Annotated in this window: 16 protein-coding genes; 9 read left to right on the plus strand and 7 right to left on the minus strand. The window is 71.5% G+C overall.

Features of this window, described 5'->3' with window-relative positions:
* Positions 1 to 19: 19 nt before the first annotated feature.
* Together ABZT14_RS12765 and ABZT14_RS12770 are read right to left on the minus strand one after the other, a co-directional pair.
* The gene (locus tag ABZT14_RS12765; protein WP_356300453.1) at positions 20 to 2224 is read right to left on the minus strand and encodes a SpoIIE family protein phosphatase; all 2205 of its coding nucleotides are present in this window, start codon (positions 2222 to 2224) and stop codon (positions 20 to 22) included.
* Between the two features lie 270 nt (positions 2225 to 2494).
* Positions 2495 to 3073, minus strand: a complete 579-nt coding sequence (locus ABZT14_RS12770; RefSeq protein WP_356300456.1) for a TetR/AcrR family transcriptional regulator — start codon at positions 3071 to 3073, stop codon at positions 2495 to 2497.
* 168 nt (positions 3074 to 3241) lie between these two features.
* Here ABZT14_RS12770 and ABZT14_RS12775 point away from each other — a divergent pair, with 168 nt between their 5' ends.
* The 5 genes from ABZT14_RS12775 to ABZT14_RS12795 all read left to right on the plus strand — a co-directional run bounded on the left by ABZT14_RS12775 (position 3242) and on the right by ABZT14_RS12795 (position 8340).
* Positions 3242 to 3793 (plus strand): GNAT family N-acetyltransferase, encoded by a 552-nt coding sequence (locus tag ABZT14_RS12775; protein WP_356301225.1) that lies wholly within the window; start codon positions 3242 to 3244, stop codon positions 3791 to 3793.
* Positions 3794 to 4065: 272 nt separating this feature from the next.
* Entirely contained in the window at positions 4066 to 5337 is a 1272-nt protein-coding gene (locus ABZT14_RS12780; protein ID WP_356300459.1) for an aspartate kinase, read from the plus strand.
* A gap of 495 nt (positions 5338 to 5832) precedes the next feature.
* Complete coding sequence (locus ABZT14_RS12785) at positions 5833 to 6405, plus strand: SigE family RNA polymerase sigma factor (protein ID WP_356300462.1); 573 nt, start codon at positions 5833 to 5835, stop codon at positions 6403 to 6405.
* The gene (locus ABZT14_RS12790) at positions 6402 to 7490 is read left to right on the plus strand and encodes a hypothetical protein (protein WP_356300466.1); all 1089 of its coding nucleotides are present in this window, start codon (positions 6402 to 6404) and stop codon (positions 7488 to 7490) included. The genes ABZT14_RS12785 and ABZT14_RS12790 overlap by 4 nt, the downstream gene beginning before the upstream one ends.
* Before the next feature lie 85 nt (positions 7491 to 7575).
* The gene (locus tag ABZT14_RS12795) at positions 7576 to 8340 is read left to right on the plus strand and encodes a MerR family transcriptional regulator (RefSeq protein ID WP_356300469.1); all 765 of its coding nucleotides are present in this window, start codon (positions 7576 to 7578) and stop codon (positions 8338 to 8340) included.
* A gap of 105 nt (positions 8341 to 8445) precedes the next feature.
* Here the strand turns inward: ABZT14_RS12795 and ABZT14_RS12800 are convergent, their stop codons facing one another.
* A complete protein-coding gene (locus ABZT14_RS12800) occupies positions 8446 to 9231 on the minus strand; it encodes a VOC family protein (protein ID WP_356300472.1) in 786 nt (261 codons plus the stop codon).
* 525 nt (positions 9232 to 9756) lie between these two features.
* On the opposite strand from ABZT14_RS12800, the gene ABZT14_RS12805 reads away from it, so the two are divergent.
* The gene (locus ABZT14_RS12805; protein ID WP_356300475.1) at positions 9757 to 10749 is read left to right on the plus strand and encodes an AraC family transcriptional regulator; all 993 of its coding nucleotides are present in this window, start codon (positions 9757 to 9759) and stop codon (positions 10747 to 10749) included.
* The gene (locus ABZT14_RS12810; protein ID WP_356300478.1) at positions 10746 to 11249 is read left to right on the plus strand and encodes a GNAT family N-acetyltransferase; all 504 of its coding nucleotides are present in this window, start codon (positions 10746 to 10748) and stop codon (positions 11247 to 11249) included. The genes ABZT14_RS12805 and ABZT14_RS12810 overlap by 4 nt, the downstream gene beginning before the upstream one ends.
* A 217-nt stretch (positions 11250 to 11466) precedes the next feature.
* Here ABZT14_RS12810 and ABZT14_RS12815 read toward each other — a convergent pair whose 3' ends face one another.
* Together ABZT14_RS12815 and ABZT14_RS12820 are read right to left on the minus strand one after the other, a co-directional pair.
* Positions 11467 to 11904, minus strand: coding sequence for a PPOX class F420-dependent oxidoreductase (locus tag ABZT14_RS12815; protein ID WP_356301228.1), 438 nt, complete (start codon positions 11902 to 11904; stop codon positions 11467 to 11469).
* Positions 11905 to 12147: 243 nt separating this feature from the next.
* Entirely contained in the window at positions 12148 to 12966 is an 819-nt protein-coding gene (locus tag ABZT14_RS12820; RefSeq protein ID WP_356300481.1) for an ABC transporter ATP-binding protein, read from the minus strand.
* A gap of 552 nt (positions 12967 to 13518) precedes the next feature.
* Here ABZT14_RS12820 and ABZT14_RS12825 point away from each other — a divergent pair.
* On the plus strand, positions 13519 to 14496 hold the full coding sequence (locus tag ABZT14_RS12825; protein ID WP_356301231.1) for a glycoside hydrolase family 5 protein: 978 nt from the start codon (positions 13519 to 13521) through the stop codon (positions 14494 to 14496).
* Between the two features lie 364 nt (positions 14497 to 14860).
* Entirely contained in the window at positions 14861 to 15550 is a 690-nt protein-coding gene (locus ABZT14_RS12830) for a restriction endonuclease (RefSeq protein ID WP_356300484.1), read from the plus strand.
* A 433-nt stretch (positions 15551 to 15983) separates the two neighbouring features.
* Here ABZT14_RS12830 and ABZT14_RS12835 read toward each other — a convergent pair whose 3' ends face one another.
* Positions 15984 to 16901: a peptidoglycan-binding protein gene (locus ABZT14_RS12835; RefSeq protein WP_356300486.1), complete on the minus strand. Its 918-nt coding sequence runs from the start codon at positions 16899 to 16901 to the stop codon at positions 15984 to 15986.
* Between the two features lie 1065 nt (positions 16902 to 17966).
* The gene (locus ABZT14_RS12840) at positions 17967 to 18485 is read right to left on the minus strand and encodes a hypothetical protein (RefSeq protein WP_356300489.1); all 519 of its coding nucleotides are present in this window, start codon (positions 18483 to 18485) and stop codon (positions 17967 to 17969) included.
* Between the last annotated feature and the right edge of the window lie 575 nt (positions 18486 to 19060).

The following is a 19060-nucleotide window of genomic DNA, read 5'->3' on the forward strand; positions in this document are numbered from 1 at the left end:
GGCCGGCTCCCGGCACCGGTCACCCCTCGGGGCGATGCACCAGCAGGGTGGCGATGTCGTCCTCCTGGTGCGGTGACAGGGCGGGGGCCAGGATGCTGTCGGAGAGCCGTTCCAGCCGCTGGTGCCGCTCGGGGTCCTGTTGCCAGGAGCCGAGGCGGTCGACGAGTTCGGTGACCGAGGTGTCGTAGGCCTGGTCGGGGCGCTCCACCAGGCCGTCGGTGTAGAGGAACAGCAGGGCACCCGGTGGCAGTCGGTCGTGCAGCACCGGGTACTCGTCGTCGGGGAAACAGCCCAGCGGCACCCCGCCGGGCCCCCGCAACTCCCGTACGGTGCCGTCCGGTTCACGGAGCAGGGGGTAGGGGTGTCCGGCCCTTACCATGCGCAGCCGGTCGCGGGCCGGGTCCAGTTCGACGATGCAGCAGGTGGCGAAGACCTCGGTGTCCAGCTCCCACAGCACCTGGTTGGCCCGGCGCATCAGCCCGTCGATGTCCTGCCCCTCCCGCGCGTGGGCGCGCATGGCGGTGCGCAGTTGCCCCATGACGGCGGCGGCCTGCGCGTTGTGGCCCTGTACGTCGCCGATGACCACGTAGGAGCGGCCGTCGTCGAGGCGCAGCGCGTCATACCAGTCGCCGCCGACCTCCAGTTCCTCGGAGCCGGGTACGTAGCGCACGGACAGGTGCAGCCCGGGGAGTTCCGGCACCCCGTGGGGCAGCATCAGCCGTTGCAGCTCGGTCATCTGGAGCCGGCGGGCGTCGAACAGTCGGGCGCGGGCCAGGGCCTGGGCGAGTATGCCGGCGATGGCCAGGAAGGTGGTGCGGTCGACGGGGGAGAAGGGCCGGGGGGTGGGGAACGACATCGAGCAGGCGCCGACCAGCCCGTCGGCGGTGTCCAGGGGCAGCAGCACCCAGGCGTTCTCGCCCTCCAGCGGGGTCATCAGCGGGTCCGGGAACCAGCGGACGTACTGTTCCCGCGACTCGATGAACACCGGCCCGTTCCGTCGGATGGTGGTGAACAGCGGCAGGGTCTCGGACAGTTCGCCGAGCTGGTGGAGTCGGGGCACCTGCCCGGGCTCGTACCCCCGGGCGGCCAGCAGGTCCATGCCCCGGCCGCGCCGACGCTGGACGAACAGCGTCAGCCGCCAGCCGCCCATGTCCGGCAGTACGGTCTCGGCCATGGTGTCGACCACGTCCTGGGTGGTCTGGGCGGCGGCGAACCCCCGGGTGACCCGGAGGACGAACTCGCGGTGCCGTTGCCGGCGTTGGTTGAACCGGTGCTCCTGGGTGCGGTCGTAGCTGACGCCCACGATGCCCTGTGCCTCGCCGCCGGCGTCGTACATCACCCGGCCCTCGGTACGCAGCCAGCGCAGCTCGCCGTTGTCGCGGCGCATGATGCGGAAGGTGGCGTGGAAGCGACCGCTGGTACGGCTGTCGCGTACCGCCTCGTCCAGGGCGGCGCGGTCGGCCGGGTGCACGGCGGTGTAGAAGGTGGCGACCCGCTCGTCGAAGCGGGCGGGGTCAATCCCGAACAGCCAGCTGAGCTGTTCGTCCCAGACCAGGCGGCCGGAGTCGAAGTCCCAGTCGAAGGAGCCCAGGTTGGTGCCGGCCATCGCCAGCTCCATCCGGGCGGCCCGGTCGCGCCGGGCCAACATCCGTACGGTGTGGGGGAGTTGGCCCGCTCCCGCGTCGGCCGGTTGCTCGTGGCGGGCCAGCAGGTAGGCCAGCCGGTGCGAGCACAGGGCGGTGACCGCGCGGAGGACGCCGTCGGTGTCCTCGTCGAGGGGGCCGGCCGGGTCGCGGTGGTAGGTGACGACGCCCAGTCGCTGGTCGTCGAGGTGGGCGGGCACGCTCACGTACTCGACGGCGGGGGCGTCCCGCTCGATCTCGACGCTGCCGTGGCCGGCGCCGTCGCTGTGGACGGTGCGCAGTTCGCGGACGGCGACCGAGGCGGGGAGGGGCGAGTCGGGGGCGATCACCTGGTAGGAGTCCAGGAGTTCGAGGTGGGTGCCCTCGCTGGCGGCCTGGCGCAGCCATCCGTTGTCGTCGCTGAGGTAGAGGGCGGCGGCGGTGATGTCCGTTCCGGCGAGCCCGTCCCGGAGCACCGCGCGCAGCAGGGCGCCGGTGTCCTCCGCTCCCAGGATCCGGTGGATGCTCTCGGCCTGGGGCTTCCCTCCGGGGAGGGCAGGCCGCTGGATGTGGGCGACCCCTCCTCCTGGGGTGGAAGTCATGGGCTTCATCCTCGGCAGGCGTTGTTTCGTCGGTGGGAGACGAAACAGACAAACGGACATTAGGGGTAAAGCTAACACTGGGGTGGGGTTCACGAGGAGTCCCCCATCCCCTGATGTGAGGCGAGATACGCGCGTAGCGGCAAGGGGTGGGCGCTTGTCGGGACTCGGACAGTCCGGGTTTCCACTATCGCCCCACCGGCCGGTCGCGGCCATGCCAGTGACCGGTCGGCTCCACCGGTCCCGCCAGTCCAGCCGGGCCAGCCGGGCCGGTCAGCCGTGTCCGTCGCCGCCGACCGGCAGGCCCCGGTGGACGGCGGCGGTGGTCCGCTCCCGGTCGCCGGTCGCCAGCAGGTCCAGCAGGGCGCCCCGCAGCAGGGCCAGCACCCGGCTCCGCTCGGCCGCTCCGGCCGGGGTCCCCCGCACCGTGGCCGGCTGGTGCGCGGCCAGCAGGTCCAGCCAGTCGGTGACCGTCTCCCGCGCGAAGTCGGCCCACGGGCCCTCGGGTGCGACCAGCGAGGTCGCGTACGCCTCCACCCAGAGGGTGAGCAGCCCCCGGTGCTCGGCGGCGGCCAGCCACTGCCACAGTCGCCGGGCGGTCGCGCACAGGTCGGCCGGCTCCTCCCGGCGTACCGCGTCCAGCAGGTCCAGCTCCTCGGCGCGGGCCCGGGTGAGGAGGGCGCGCACCAGGCCGTCCTTGCTGCCGAACAGGAACAGCAGCACCCGGGGGCTGGAGCCGACGGCCTGGGCCAGGGGGCGCAGGGAGAGGCCGGTGAGTCCGTGGGTGAGGGCGTACTGGTAGGCGGCGTCGAGGAGTTCGGCCTTACGGGGCGAGGTGGGCGGTTCGGGCATGGGCGGGGGCTCCGCTTCCTTCGGCTGCCGCCGTCGGCCTTCGGCCGGCGGTCGTGCGGGTGCGCCCTGGCATGGTGCCGCATCCCGTTCGGGTTCCCTCGCCGTTCTCCGCGTCGGGCCGTACCATGGGGTCACTGACACAGTCGTTTCAGTGGCGAGGTGAGCGCGATGCCGGCACAGGGGCACCCCCGGGAGTGGCCGTCGATCCGCCCCGCCGACCAGCCCGGTGACCTGGGGTGGATGGTGTGGGCCCACGGAGAGCTGTACGCCCGCGAGTACGGCTGGTCCACCCGCTTCGAGGCCCTGGTCGCCCGCATCGTGGCCGACCACGCCCAGTGCCCCGACCCCGGCCGGGAACGGGCCTGGATCGCCGAGGTCGACGGCCGTCGGGTGGGCTGCGTGATGTGCGTGGCCGAAGACCACGGGGCCGAGGACTCGGGGGCCGGTGACCCCGACGGCGTCCAGCCGCCCGCCGCCAAGCTCCGCCTCCTGCTGGTGCACCCCTCGGCGCGCGGCACCGGACTGGGCGGCCGGCTGGTCGACACCTGCCTGGAGTTCGCGCGAGAAACCGGGGCCGCGCGGATCGCGCTGTGGACCAACGACGTCCTCGGCTCCGCCCGCCGCATCTACCAGGCCCGGGGATTCGCCCTGGTCGAACAGGAGCGGCACCGCGATTTCGGGCCGGAGTTGGTGGGTCAACGATGGGAGCGGGCGCTGTAGTCGACGCCGGGCGGCCGGCCGCCCGCCGGGTGGCCGCCGGTGCGCGGGCCCGCTGTGAGCTGCCTTACGTTTCCGTGTGCGAGCCGCAAAACCGGGCAGTGTCGTCGCGGGCGGGTGAGGGTGTTCCGTCGTGCCGTGACGTGGGATCGGGTCGGAAGGCCACTGTCTCGCCAACTGGTACAGATGGGGCGATTCGCTTCCGCTCGCTAGACTGAGCCGACCGCGCGGCCCACCACAGTGGGGCCGGTAGACAAAAGTTACGAGGAGCGCACGTGAGCCTTGTCGTGCAGAAGTACGGCGGCTCATCCGTTGCCGATGCCGAGGGCATCAAGCGCGTTGCCAAGCGGATCGTCGAGGCCAAGAAGAAGGGCAACCAGGTGGTTGTCGTGGTCTCGGCGATGGGTGACACGACGGACGAGCTGATCGATCTCGCCAAAGAGGTATCTCCGATAGCTTCCGGCCGCGAGTTCGACATGCTGCTGACCGCCGGAGAGCGGATCTCCATGGCCCTGCTGGCCATGGCGATCAAGTCGCTGGGACACGAGGCACAGTCGTTCACCGGCAGCCAGGCCGGCCTGATCACCGACTCCGCCCACAACAAGGCGCGGATCCTCGACGTGACCCCGGGCCGTATCCAGACCTCCGTGGACGACGGCAACATCGCCATCGTCGCCGGCTTCCAGGGCGTCTCGCAGGACAGCAAGGACATCACCACCCTCGGCCGTGGCGGCTCGGACACCACCGCCGTCGCCCTGGCCGCCGCGTTGAACGCCGACGTCTGCGAGATCTACACCGACGTCGACGGCGTGTTCACCGCCGACCCCAGGGTCGTGAAGAAGGCCAGGAAGATCGACTGGATCTCCTTCGAGGACATGCTGGAACTGGCCGCCTCCGGCTCCAAGGTGCTGCTGCACCGCTGCGTCGAGTACGCCCGTCGATACAACATCCCGATCCACGTACGCTCGTCCTTCTCCGGACTTCAGGGCACCTGGGTCAGCAACGAACCGCAGGGGGAACAGCGCATGGAACATGCGATCATCTCGGGGGTCGCCCACGACACGTCCGAGGCCAAGGTGACGATCGTGGGAGTGCCGGACAAGCCCGGTGAGGCCGCCACCCTCTTCCGCGCGGTGGCCGACCAGGAAGTCAACATCGACATGGTGGTGCAGAACGTCTCCGCCGCCTCCACCGGACTGACCGACATCTCCTTCACCCTCCCCAAGTCCGAGGGCCGCCGCGCCGTCGCCGCGCTGGAGAAGGTGCAGAGCCGCATCGGCTTCGACTCCATGCGCTACGACGACCAGATCGCCAAGATCTCCCTGGTCGGCGCCGGCATGAAGACCAACCCCGGAGTCACCGCCACCTTCTTCGAGGCCCTCTCCGACGCCGGCGTCAACATCGAGCTGATCTCCACCTCCGAGATCCGCATCTCGGTCGTGACCCGCCAGGACGACGTCAACGAGGCGGTCCGCGCCGTACACACCGCCTTCGGCCTGGACAGCGAGTCCGACGAGGCCGTGGTCTACGGCGGCACCGGCCGCTGACCCACCCCACCCCACACCGCCCCGTATCTCCCACGAGGAGAAACGGGGCGGTGCTGTCTGCCCGTTGAGGCCACCGGAACCCCGCCCTCCCCCGGGTGAAGCCGGACACAACGGGCCGCGCGCTTGCCCGCCCCACCTCCTCTCACCGAGGATTTCGCCCCTCGTACTCGGGAACCGGCGCCCGGGGCCGTGACGTCTCCCACTCCATGACCGGGGGGCCTGTGACGCCGCAACTGACTGGGGCCTGAGGAAGCTGGTACTGATGAGGACATGGAGCACGCCGTCGACCGCGGTGTCCTCGGCGCACTCGCTGGGCGGCACCACGCCGTACGTGCCGTACGTGCCCTACGGTCCGTCGACCGGACCGACACCTCCGGGCGGCGAGGACAACTCACGCCCCTCGTACAACCCTTCGCCCCCCACGGGTGTCCAACAGGCGTGGCAGAGGCAATCGGAATTCTGGGGGCCCCGGTGCTCGGCGCGCGTGCCGGGGGTATGCCCGTGATAGCTCCCTGGTCGACGACCCGACCGGCACCCCTCCTGTCCCGCGCGGGGACCGAGGAGGCGCCCGTGGCGGGCACCACCGTCGACCATCTCACCGAGACCTACCGCGCCCACTACCGCTCCCTGCTCGGCCTCGCGGCCCTGCTCCTGGACGACACCGCCTCCTGCGAGGACGTCGTCCAGGAGGCGTTCATCAGGGTGCACTCCGCCCGCAAACGCGTCCGCGACCCGGAGAAGACGCTGGCCTACCTGCGCCAGACGGTCGTCAACCTCTCCCGCTCCGCGCTGCGCCGCCGCATCCTGGGCCTCAAGCTGCTGAACAAGCCCATGCCCGACATGGCCAGCGCCGAGGAGGGCGCCTACGAGCAGCTGGAACGCGACGAGTTGATCCGGGCCATGCGCGGCCTGCAACGGCGCCAGCGCGAGGTGCTGGTACTGCGGTACTTCGCGGACATGACCGAGGCTCAGGTCGCCGAGACCCTCGGTCTCTCCCTCGGTTCGGTGAAGGCGTATGGTTCACGCGGAATCGCCGCGCTCCGTGTCGCCATGGAGGCAACCAAATGAACGAGCGTCACGGCCCCAAGGGGCCGGCGGACGAGCCGCACGAGACCCCGCACGGCGACACCTCCTCCCCCGACGGCCCCGCACCGACCCCGGAGCACGGACCCGACCCCGACGGGCCGGACATCCCCCGCCAGGACCGGGCCGCCAGCGCCACCAGTGACACCGCCCCCTCCGAACTGGACCTGCGGCGGATGTTCCAGGACTCGGTACGCGGACTGGAACCCTCCCCCGAGGCGCTCACCCAGATACGCCGTGCCGTGCCGGCCCGCCGGGCCCGCAAACGCCAGGCCCTGGTGGGCGCCGCCGCGGCCGTGCTGCTGTGCGGCACCGCGGTACCGGCCCTGGTGCACGCCGGCGTGATGAACGGCGGCTCCGACGACCGCCCCGCCAACGCCGCGCCCAGCGACCCCTCCCACCGGGAGGACGACGACCAGACCGGCAAGGGCGACCACGACAGCTCCCCACCACCGAAGCACTCCGACAGCGGCGGCAAGGGCGACGGCGGCCGGGACGGCGACACCGGCGGCAAGCCCAGCCCCACCCAGGGCGGCAACGCCGGCACCGGCGACAGCAACGGCACCTACGGCGCCAAGGCCCCCAGTTGTGGCCGCGAGCAACTGGGCCAGGGCACCGGCCAGTCCGGCGTGCCCGACGGCAACGGCCGGGTGTACGGCACCTTCCGGGTGGTGAACGTCTCCAGCGAGTCCTGCACCGTCGACGGCACCGGCCAGGTGGGCGCCAGCCCCATCGGGCAGGCCGACGCCAGCCGGATAAGGGTGTCCGACTCCAGCGAGGCCGCCGGGTTGCCCCGCTCGTCCAGCACGCTGACCCTGCGCCCCGGACAGTCCTACGTGGTCAAGTTCGCCTGGGTGCCCGACGAGGGCGGATGCCCCACCAGCACCCCCGACCCCGGCGACACCGGGGCGGACAACGGTGGCACCGGCCAGCCCGAGTCCCAGGACGACTCCGGTGGCTCCATCTCGGTCACCCACATCCCCGCCGCCGGTGACCCCGCCGCCGCCAGCACCGTGGTGAACAACGCCTGTGCCGGTGTCGTCTACCGCACCGGCATGTCCCTCGGCTGACTCCTCGGGGCGCACCCACCGCTGTCACAGTGATACTGGTGCACCGGTGCAGGTGACGAGCGAGCAGGGAAGCGAGGCCCCAACGATGGCGCAGACCCCACCCCAGCGCCCCGAGCCGGAGGCCGAGGGCCCGTACCTCACCGTGGACGAACTGGCGGCCCGCGCCGGCGTCACCGTACGTACCCTGCGCTTCTACTCCTCCAAGGGCCTCCTGCCCCCACCGCTGATCGGCCCTCGCCGGGTCGGCCACTACGGGCCGGACCACCTCGCCCGACTCTCCCTGATCGAGGCCCTCCAACGGCAGGGGCTGTCGCTGTCGGCCATCGACCGCTACCTGGAACAGCTGCCCAAGGACATCACCAGCGAGGACCTGGCGCTGCACCAGGCGCTGGTGGCCAGTTGGGTACCGGAGACCGCGCAGCCGACCCGGCTGTCCAAGCTGGAACGGCAGGCCGGGCGCCCCCTCAGCGACCACGACCTGGACCGGCTCGCGGCCATGGGCGTACTCGACCGGGGCGGGGAGGACGGCACCCTCCTGGTCAACTCCTCCATGCTGCAACTGGGGTTGCGGCTGCTGGAGGTGCCCATCCCCCTGGAGACCGCGTTGGCCGCCCGGGAGATCGTGCTCAAGCACACCCGCGCCCTGGCCCGCGACCTCCAGCGCCTGTTCCGCGAGCAGGTGTGGCAGCCCTTCGTGGACAGCGGACCCGGTGAGGAGGAGCTGGACCGGATGCGGTCACTGACCGAGTACATCCAGCCCGCGCTGGTACAGGCCCTGGTCACCGCCTTCCAACGGTCACTGAAGGAGGAGCTGCGGACGGGCGCGGCCGTCCCCGCCCCCGAGCGGTGACAGGACGGACCACCGAAGCGGTGGCCCGGAACGCGTGACCGCCGGCAGCGCCGGAGTCGCCGGGGACGCCAACCCGCCGTACCGGCCGGCCGGTTGGCCTTCGGTTCACATCTCGCTGGGCCTGAGCACCACGAACTCGGCCCCCGCCCGGTCCGTGCAGACCGCCAGCCGGCCCACGCCCTCGGCGTCCTCCGGGCCCATGGTGACCCGGCCACCCTGTTCGCGGACCCGGGCCAGGGTGGCGTCGCAGTCCTCGGTGGAGAACACCGGATGCCAGTACGGCCGGCCCTCGGGAAGGTCGTCGGCCGACAGCTGCACCATGCCGCCGAACATGTCGTCCTCCACCGCGCCCTTGGGGCCCATCATCCGGTACACCATCGAGGAATCACCCGGCATCGCGGTGTCCACGGTGTCCAGTCCCAACAGTGCGGTGTAGAACGCGCTGGCAGCGGCCGTGTCGGTGGTCATCAACTCGGTCCAGTTGATCGACCCCGGGGCGTTCACCAGCTCCAGGCCCGGCATCCGGGTGCCCTGCCACACCGCGAACCGCCCGCCCTGGGGATCGGTGAACTGGGCCAGCCGCCCCGCCTCGCCCCCGTCCACCGGCGGCGTACGCACCTCCCCACCCAGCTCGGAGACCCGGCTCGTGGTGGCCTCGGCGTCGTCGGTGTGGAAGTAGACCATCCAGGCGGACCGGGCACCCTCCTCGGTCAACCGCCCCAGGGCGGCGACCACCTTGCCGGCCTTGGTCATCATCCGGTAGTCGTCGCTGGAGTCGGGGTGGGTCTCCCAGCCGAACACCCCTCCGTAGAAGGCGGTGGCGGCGTCCAGGTCAGGGGAGCCCAGGTCGATCCAACAGGGCATACCCGGGGGGTACTCGGTATTGATCATGACGACCTCTTCTCGGGGGGTTCGCGGTTTCGGGGAGTGCGGAAGCCGTGACAGGCCGGGAAACCCGGGGCCGCGACGACCTCGGAAGCTCCAGCGGCTCACGGCCCGCCGACGTACGGGCACACCAGGGCGTGACAGTTCTCACTGTGGCACCAGCCACCGACAACCGCTTCCCGAGAACCGACCCCCCGCCCCCGGGCCACGCCCACGACCCGCCAACCGCCCCCACCACGCGGCGGGTTGACCCCACCGCTCCCCCCCACGGGACGGCACCACCGGGCGCCGTCCCGTGGGGGGCGGCCTCCTTCGAGGGCGTGACCCGGTCCGCCCGCGAGCGGCCGGCCCCCCGCCCCGGAGCCGCGTCGGACCACCCCCCGGGGCGCCCCCGACCCGCCCCGACCCACAGCCGGAACCGCCGTACGACACCGGGCCGGTGCCCCACGGGCGCCCCCACCCGACGCCTCACGGCACCCGCACCCGCTCCCGGCCCGACACGGTCCACAGACGGGGCCTAGGTTCGTCCCCGTGGACGTACTCTCCGCCCTGCTGGACGGCCCCCTGACGTTCTCTGCCAGAGGGGCCTTCCTGATCAAGTCGGTCTTCACCCCGCCCTGGGCGCTGCGCGTCGAGGACCGCGCGCCCCTGTCCCTGGTGACCGTCGCCCGGGGTGAGGCCTGGGTGGTACCCGACCGGAGCCCGCCCAGCCCCCTGCGCCCCGGGCAGGTCGCCGTACTCCGGGGGCCCGAGCCGTACACCCTCGCCGACCACCCCGACACCCGACCCCGGATCTGGATCGACCCCGACCAGAACTGCCGCACCGAGGACGGCCAGGACGTCACCGAGACCCTGCACCTGGGCGTCCGCACCTGGGGCACCACCCCCCAGGACCACTCCACGGTGCTGCTCAGCGGCACCTACCAGGGCCGCAGCGCCGTCGCCGGACGTCTGCTGGACGCCGTACCACCCACCCTGGTGCGCACCGCCGGCCCCGAGGGGCGCGCCCTGCTGGACCTGCTGGGCGCCGAGATCGTCACCGCCCGACCGGGCCAACAGCTGTTCCTGGACCGGCTGTTGGACCTGTTGCTGGTCAGCGTGCTGCGCGACTGGCTGGCGGAGGCCGGCGCCGACGCTCCCGGCTGGTACCAGGCCCAGGCCGATCCGGTGGTCGGCCCCGCCCTCGACCTGATGCACCGCCACCCCTCCGCACACTGGACGGTGGAGGGGCTGGCCCACCGGGTCGGGGTCTCCCGCGCGGCGCTGTCCCGACGTTTCAGCCGACTGATCGGAGAACCCCCGATGACCTACCTCGCCGGTTGGCGGCTCTCCCTCGCCGCCGACCTGCTGTCCGACCCCGACACCACGGTGGCCACCGTCGCCCGCCAGGTCGGCTACGGCAGCCCCTTCGCCCTGAGCACCGCCTTCAAACGGGTCCGGGGCGTCAGCCCCCGCGAGTACCGCGCCGACCGCCTCGCCCCCCGCCCGGCACCGCTGTCCTCCCAGGTGGTGCTGGGCCGATGACCGTCACGCTCACCACGCCGCGCCTGCGACTGAGGCCCCTCACCACGGCCGACCTGCCGGACTACCTCGCCCTGCACGACGACCCCCGGGTGTACGGCCCCACCGTGGGACGGCCGTACACCCGTGAGGAGGCCACCGACCGACTGCGCCGCAACGAGCGGCAGTGGAAGGAACGCGGACACGGGCTGTACGCCGTGGAACTGGCGGACGACGGCGCCTTCGTCGGACGCTGTGGGCTGGTGTACTGGGAACGGTTCGACGAGGTGGAGGCCGGCTGGTCCCTTCACCCCGACCACTGGGGCCGGGGCCTGGCCACCGAGGCGGCCCGGGCCTTTCTCGACCAGGGCTGGCGCACCCTCACGGTCCCCTATGTCACGTCCATGATCCGGTCGGACAACGAGCCCTCCGCCGCCGTCGCCCGACGCCTGGGCTTCACGCCGCTCCGCCCGGACCGGGTGGACGACATCCCGGTGATCGTGCACGCGCTCCAGCGCCCCTGAACACCCCTGAGCCCCGGGCCCGGGTCCCGTGAGACGGAGCGGGGCGGTGGGGAAGGCCGGTGCGGAGCGTCGGCGGCCGTGGGCTGGACGGCGACCGGACCACCCGCGCTGACGTCGAGTGTGACCGCGACAACGAGAGCGACAGCGACAACGCGACGGGCTGCGGCGCGCGGGGTGACACCGCACCTGAGCCTCGCGGTGACGCGAGCGACGCACCCTAGCCCTCGTCGGCCACCCCGCTGACCGCCATCACCTTCTCCACCCGTCCGCGCACCAGCCACTCCCCGGGCACCGAGTTCCGCGCGCCGTAGGACTCGGCCAGCCGGGGTCCCATGTACCGGCCGGCGATACGGGTGGCCCAGTGGGCCAACTCGTCCTGGTCGTCCACGAGTCGGGCGACACACTCCAGGACCACGTAGCTGAACGGGGGCGCCTGGTCGTCCACACAGAGGCTGAACCGGGGCTCACGCCGCAGGGTGCGGAACTTCACCGACTCGTGCCAGGTGGTGAACACCACCTCGGGGGCCCGCCCCTCCACCTCGTCCAGCAGGAACCAGATCGGCGTCAGATGGGGTCGCCCGTCCCTCCGTGTCGTGGCCACCTTCCCGGTACGGGTTCCCTCCAGGGCGAAGACCCGCCACTGCTGTTCGGTCATCTTCCGCACGACGGCTCCAGGTGCGCTCGGGGGCGATCCGGCATCGTCGTACAGGCTGACGCGGGAGTCGGGGCGGGCCGCCCCGACGCGCCGAGGGCGTACCGGACACCGGGCACGGACCGTCTGAGCGGCGGTACCGCTCGCGGTCCGACCTCCGGTGAGGGGCGCCCACCGGGCGGGCGGTTCCGAGGGGCCGGGCCTGACGGCCACGGCGCCCCGCCACCGGCCGCTACCGGCCGAAGGTCACACCGCCGCCAGGGCCCGCTGGCTCGGGCGGACGGTCCCGCCGAGGCGCGTCATCCACTCGCTGACCGTCTCCACCGTGGGGGAGGGGAGCTGTCCGGCCAGCCGGCCCTTCGACAGGAACCGCACCTGGTCCGCGTACGAGGCGGCCACCGGGTCGTTGGTCACCATCACCACGGTACGACCGTGCAGGTCCACGGCCTCCCGCAGCAGCTCCATGACCTCGCGGGCGCCCTGGCTGTCCAGGGTGTCGGTCGGCTCGTCAGCGATGATCACCTGGGGTTCGGTCACCAACGCCCGCGCGATCGCCACGCGTTGACGCTCCCCACGGGAGAGCGACACCGGCATCTGGTCCATCCGGTCACCCAGGCCGACCTGGGTGAGGATCTCCTCGACCCGCGTCCAGTTCACCGGCTGACCCGCCAACTGCAGGGGCAGGACGGTGTTCTGCGCCACGGTCAGCGTGGGCAGCAGGTTGTACTGCTGGAAGACGAAGCCGACCCGCTGGCTCGGGAACCTCGGCAGCTCGGTCTCGCTGCCCTGCCCCGTCACCTCGCCGTCCACCATGACCAGGCCGCTGTCCGGGCGGCCCAGACCGGCCGCGCACTGGAGCAGCGTGGACTTGCCGGAACCGGACGGTCCCATGATGGCGGTGAAGCTGCCGGTCGGCAGGCTGAGGCTCACCTGGTCCAGGGCCCGTACCGAGTGGTGAGCGGTGTCGGCGTTGCCGCCTCCCTGTCCGCCGTAGACCTTGCTGACCTCCACCAGGCGCAGCGCTTCGGCACTGACGGGGGCACTTGCGTTCGCGTGAGCCAACATCTCTGCCTCCTGCTCTCGTACGGCGCCCTCTGCGCCACGGTGAAGACGCTACGGAGATCGGAACGGCGGATCACTGGCCCCATGTGGCGAGTTGGGGGTGGGCCTAACAACACCCCCCACGGGTGCGTGGAGTAGTCCCAGAGGGGCGGAGGGCGGGGCGAAGCGCCCCCCGGGTGCGCGTGCGCGGCTGGCGAACGCCCCCTGGCCCGGGGTGCTGGCCGATGCGGTGAGGGTGGCTGACCTAGGCGTTGTGCCTGGTCAACCAGCCGTTGGTGAAGGAGGGTTGGGGCGCTGGTGGAGGGTGAGGGGTGTGGGGTCAGACGGGCGTGATCGGGCACGGAGGAGTCTGTTAGGAAGGTTTACTTTCCTCTGGCGGACGGTTAGGAAAGGTTACTGATGGTGGACGCCACCTCCCCCACCAGACCGGCAACCTCCCTTCCCCTCCCCGGAGGCACCATGGCTTCGTACGTTTCCCCCACTCGCAAGGGGCCCCGACGGTCCGTGGTTCTCGTGCTCGGCGGACTCCTGGGCGCGGCGGTGAGCCTCCAACCCCTGGCCGGTGCCCAGGCGAACGAGGGCCCGCCGTCGAGGGGAGCGGTGGAGGCGCCCGCCGGCTCCGCGGTGGCACGGAACGGCCAACTCGCCGTCTGCGGCGAGCGGTTGTGCAACGAGCGGGGCAGAGCGGTGCAGCTGAGGGGCATGAGTTCGCACGGCACCCAGTGGTACGAGCGGTGCCTCACCGACGGTTCGCTGGACGCCCTGGCCCAGGACTGGGGCGCGGACGTACTGCGGGTCTCGACCTATGTGCAGGAGGGTGGGTACGAGTCCGACCCGGAACGGTTCACCCGGATCGCGCAACGGGTGGTGGACCAGGCCGTGGAACGCGGCATGTACGCCGTCATCGACTGGCACCAGCTGGACCCCGGGGACCCCAACGAGAACACCGAGTTGGCCAAGCGGTTCTTCACCGACATGGCGAGCCGGTACGCGGACCAGCCCAACGTCTTCTACGAGATCGCCAACGAACCCAGCGGTGTCGAGTGGGCGGACATCAAGTCCTACGCGGAAGAGGTCATCCCGGTCATCAGGGAGCACGACCCGGACGGCGTCGCCTTGGTCGGTACGCGCGCCTGGTCCTCGCTGGGGGTGTCCGAGGGCGCGGACGAGCAGGAGGTGGTCGACGACCCCGTCGACGCCGACAACGTCATGTACACCTTCCACTTCTACGCGGCCTCCCACGACGAGCGGTACCTGGAGGCCCTCTCCCGGGCGGCGGACCAACTCCCTGTGTTTGTCACCGAGTTCGGCACCCAGGACGCGGCCGGCGAGGGGGAGAACGACTTCGACGCCGCGCAGCGGTACCTGGACCTGATGGCGGAGAAGGGCATCTCCTGGACCAACTGGAACTACTCCGACGACGAGCGTTCCGGCGCCGTCTTCAAGCCGGGCACCTGCGACGGCGACCAGTGGAGCGGCACCGAGGTGTTGAAGGAGGCCGGGGTGTGGATCCGTGAGCGGGTGAAGGGCTAGGACGGCCGGTGGCCCGGAGCCGTCACCGCCCCGGGCCGCCCGCCGTCACCGGTACCTCGTCACGCTCCGTCCGGGCGTTGCCCCTCGTCCCGTGGGAGCGGGGAGGCACCGTGATCGAGATTGGCCGAACTCCTGCGCGTGAGGGGCCCGTTGCCCAGGTCACACGGGATGCCGGGGGTGGCCTCGGGGTCCTACGCCTGGCCGAAACCGCTCACCTGTGGTGACCGACGCCTGACCCGCTGTCAGAGGGCTGTGCTGTCATCCCCCAGGGTGAGGTCAACCACAGTCGGTGGAAGGTGAGTTCCTTGGTGAGGGTACGGAGGGGGTGCCCCGGGCCGGGCGCGGACGGTCCGGGGGCGGGCGGATGAGTCGCCGGCCGAGGCGGCGCCCCGCCCGTCGACCGGCCCGACGGCAGGACCGGGCGCTGGCGAAGGTCGGAGGGCCGGTCGGGCTGGTGCTGTTGGTGGTCCTCGGGTTCGCGTTGCTGCGCTGGCTGCTCGACCACTGGTGGGTCCCGTTGCTGGCCGTGCTCCTGGTGGGGGCGGTGGCCCTCATGCGTCATCGGCGGGCGCAACGGGAGGCCGAGTGGCAGCGGGCCCGGGAACGGGCGCTGCGTCTGCGGTTGCACGAGTTGGACCGCCTGGACCACCGGGAGTTCGAGTTCGCGATACGGGACCTGATGCGCCGGGACGGTTGCCGGGCCGAGCGGCTGGGCGGTGCCGGGGACGACGCCTGCGACGTACGGGCCACCGACCCCCAGGGCCGGGTGTGGGCCATCCAGTGCAAGCACCGTCGTGACGGCGAGCGTGGCTCAGCGGTGGGCGTCGGGGTGTTGCAGCAGGTCAACGGTACGGCTCGACAGGTGCACGGGGCGGACGTCGCGGTGGTCCTCACCAACGGCCGCTTCACCTCCAAGGCAGTCCCCTGGGGTCGGCAGCACCGTATCCACCTGGTCGACCGGTGGTTGCTGGGCGAGTGGGCGTCCGGCTCCCGCCCCCTGTGGGAACTGCTCCACCGCATACCGACCCAGCGTGGTCCCACCCCGTTGTCCTGAGCACTGGCCTGCGCGCTGGCCTGGTGGCGCCCTGATCCACGCCGCCGCAGGGCGCGGCCGGGGTGCTTCAGGGCCTCTGAGCGGCTGTGCCCCTGAGGGTGCTCAAGGGTGTCCGTGCCGGGGTGCTCCGCCCGGTGGCCGCCCCGGTCCGTGACGGTTCCGACGTCCGCCCGCCGGGGCGTCGCTCGGGGGTGCCGCGGCCCCTGACGCGGGGGCTCGGAAAGGGGCCGAGAAGAAGGGGGCGGGGGCGGAACTCGCCTGTGGGGGCGCCCTGTCGGGGGCGCGCTCCTCTTCGGAAGCCCCCGGCCTCTCGGGAGGGGCCTCGGCCCGGGCGCCGTTCACGGCTCGTCGAGGACCGGGGGAGCGGGTACGACACCAGGGCCCCGGCAGGTCGTGGGGACCTGCCGGGGCCCTGGACTGGGCTGGTGACGCGTTACTCGATGCAGCCGCTGGTCGGCAGGTCACCCGGAGCGGGCGGGCTGTTGCCGTCGTAGATGGCCAACATGGCGTTCTGCGGGCACCGGTTGGCCCCGCCGGCGATGACCTCAAGGTGCAGGTGCGGGCCGGTGGAGTTGCCGGTGTTGCCCGACAGGCCGAGCTGGGTGCCGGCGTCGACCTGGGCGCCGGAGCCGACGCCGTGGGCGGAGAAGTGGCAGTAGTAGTACGTGGCGCCGTCGTTGCCGACGACCTCGTACCCGATGCCACACCGGTCGTTGTTGATCTGGTTCGCCACACCGGAGTGCACCGCGTACACCGGGGTTCCGGTGCCCACCGGCAGGTCGAGGGCCGGGTAGTCGTGGTGCGGCGCGTTGTAGTGGTCGCGGGAGAGGGCGTCGCGGGCGATGGGCAGGGAGTAGCTGCCGCCGCCACCGCCGCCGCCCTGACCGAGCAGGTTCTGCCAGGTCTCCGGGCCGACGATGCCGTCAGCGGTCAGGCCGTTGTCGTTCTGGAACTTGGTGACCGCGGAGGCGGTCCCCGAGCCGAACTGTCCGTCCACGGCCAGTCCGTAGCCGTGCTTGTTCAGGGCCGTCTGGGCGGCGGCCACCGCGTCGCCGCTCTCGCCCTCGCGCACGGTGACGACCAGGCCGGGCCAGGTCTCCACGCCGATGACGCCGTCCGCCTCGTACCCCTTGGACTTCTGGAAGGCTACGGTGGCGCTCTCGGTCGCGGCCCCGAACTGGTTGTCGGCGGCGATGTCGTGACCGTGGCTGCGGAGCAGGTACTGGGCGGCGCCGACGTCGGCGCCCGTCGAACCGTTACTGATGACCGGCCACGCCGGCGCGGCGGTTGCCGGTTGCGCGAGGCCGAGCGAGACCAGCAGTGTCGCGCATATCGCGGTCACCGCGACCAACGCTCGACTGACTCTCTTTCTTGTTATCAACTCGGCTCCCAGAGTCGAGGAATATGGGGGGCGCTGAAAGTAACAACCAAAGGGCCGGCCTGACATCGGACGTTCGACCGACGTCGGAGGTTCGACAAACGGGCGAGAATGGACATAGCACCCAAGTCGGCTCGCCGTTGACCGCCCGGGACGGCGGCCCCTCGGCCAGTCCCGACCCCGGCGACGTGATCCCCCGGACCCGCTGGTGTCGGCCGGCCCCTTCTCGCCTCCGGCGCCCGGACCCGTGCCGCCCGGCGCCAGGGGCCGGAGGGCACCCCCGCCGCACGCGTTGGCGGGGGTGCCCTCCGGTGACCTCGCGGCGTCCGACCGCCCGCCCCCACGGTGGGTTGAAATACCGAGTCCGTTTTGGCTGAGGGCAAAAGCCTGGCCTCTTCGGCCCTCCACGGGATGATTGAGACAGCGGGGACGGGCGCGGGAGGGGGCCGGCGACGGGGTGTTCCGGCCCGGCCGGACGCCCCGGGCGGCCCGCGGGGGAGCCGTCCCGGCAAGGCGATGATGGACGAGCGGGGCACGCCCGCGAAGCTGAAGGATGAGCGGATGGGGCACGAAGACGGATCTGTGGCCGCGCGCTACTCGCACGTCACGTCTCTGATGCGCCGGCAGCTTTGTGACGACCTCAACGGGGTGTGGCTGGCGGCCCTGGCGGTTCGCGCGGCGATGGACGGGCGCTCCCCGGTTGGGGTGTTGGACCGCCTGCTCCGTCCCCGGAGGGCGGGACAGCCCACGACGAAGGATTCGTGATCTTCGCCAAATATCGCCAGAGAGGCCATGAGCAGAAGTCAGGGGCCTGACCTGGTGTTTCATCTGTCGGGGTGGCGGGATTTGAACCCACGACCTCTTCGTCCCGAACGAGGCCCGCCCCCCGATCCCACCTGCCCGAATCACATTCCCCCTGGTTACGGGCATGGCCCCGGTCGGTCTCGCGTGGCCTGTAAGGGTCTCTGGGAGCCAGTCGGCTCCCAGACGGCTCCCAAGACGTGGCAGCGTACAGACGGCCCCCCGGTTCTCTACCCGCTACCACCAGCGCATGCGGCCACCGCCCTGCGCAGGCCGGAGAAGGTAACCCGCTCCGCCTCCAGTCGCTGGAGGCTGGAGAGCCTGATTGTCTTCTGTCCGGGACATCGTTCGTCCAGCACTCGAGTGGACAGCACGTAAGAAGGTCCACTGGCTGAGGTCGAGGGGATCAAGGTTCTGCTTTTCCTCGTGGTGCAGCAGGCAGAAGACGTACACGTCCGAGCGGCGAAGCACGTCGTTCGATGTCAAACCTGTCTGGGCATCCCAGCCCGTGGCCGGCGCGATGGAGAACGAGATCTCCGACGGCCTCAGCTGAGCCCACGACTGCAAGTACGCCGCCGACTTCACCTCGATCCGCCACTGCTCGGCCGTCCGGATGTCGACTGAGTCCCATTCGGACCGAGTACCGTCGACTTCGCCCAGCGCCATGGCGACGAGGTACTCGGCCAGTACGCCACGCATGACGTTGTTCGCCAGATCAGAGCACGCCCAGCTCCAGAAGTCACCCAGGGAGCCCACGACCGCGCCACCAACCGTATCGGCTCGTCGCCGCTTCGACGGTTGACGACAAGGGGACCGAGGTGAGCGGTCATGCACTCCTCCAGCAGCGACGGCACTGACGGTCTCAGCATGACAGAGCTGACCATGGCGTAAGTAAATCCGGCCCTCGGCAGCGGACGAGCCCCTCGGTCCGGCTTGCGCCCGATCGACCTGACGCGCGACATCTTCGAGCAACGGGAGGCCAAGGACCGTGCCCCGTGGCCCGACGACCGCTCAGTGCTCTGCTGGTGGCTCCCCACCTTCTGGCGCCGCGACCGCCCGGCTCCATGACGTCCCGATCGACCTGCCCTCCCAGCACCGCGGCCCGCGAAGCCGGCGCCTCGTACGCCGCCGGGCGAGATGACCTTGATCGGTGTCGACTCAGGCCTGGGATCATCGACCACCGACATCCGCTGGCGGCATCGGCTCGCCTACCACCTGCGGAGAGGGCCCAGTCGGCGTTCCTTGGACGAGGCGGAACGACACCGCGAGGAGGTGCACGGCCCTTGAAGGGCCTGGCAGACAGATCGTGGCCTGAGAGTTGCGCTGACGCG

Origin of the sequence: Streptomyces sp. NPDC005438, from assembly GCF_040606315.1 — a bacterium.
Lineage (GTDB): Bacteria > Actinomycetota > Actinomycetes > Streptomycetales > Streptomycetaceae > Streptomyces.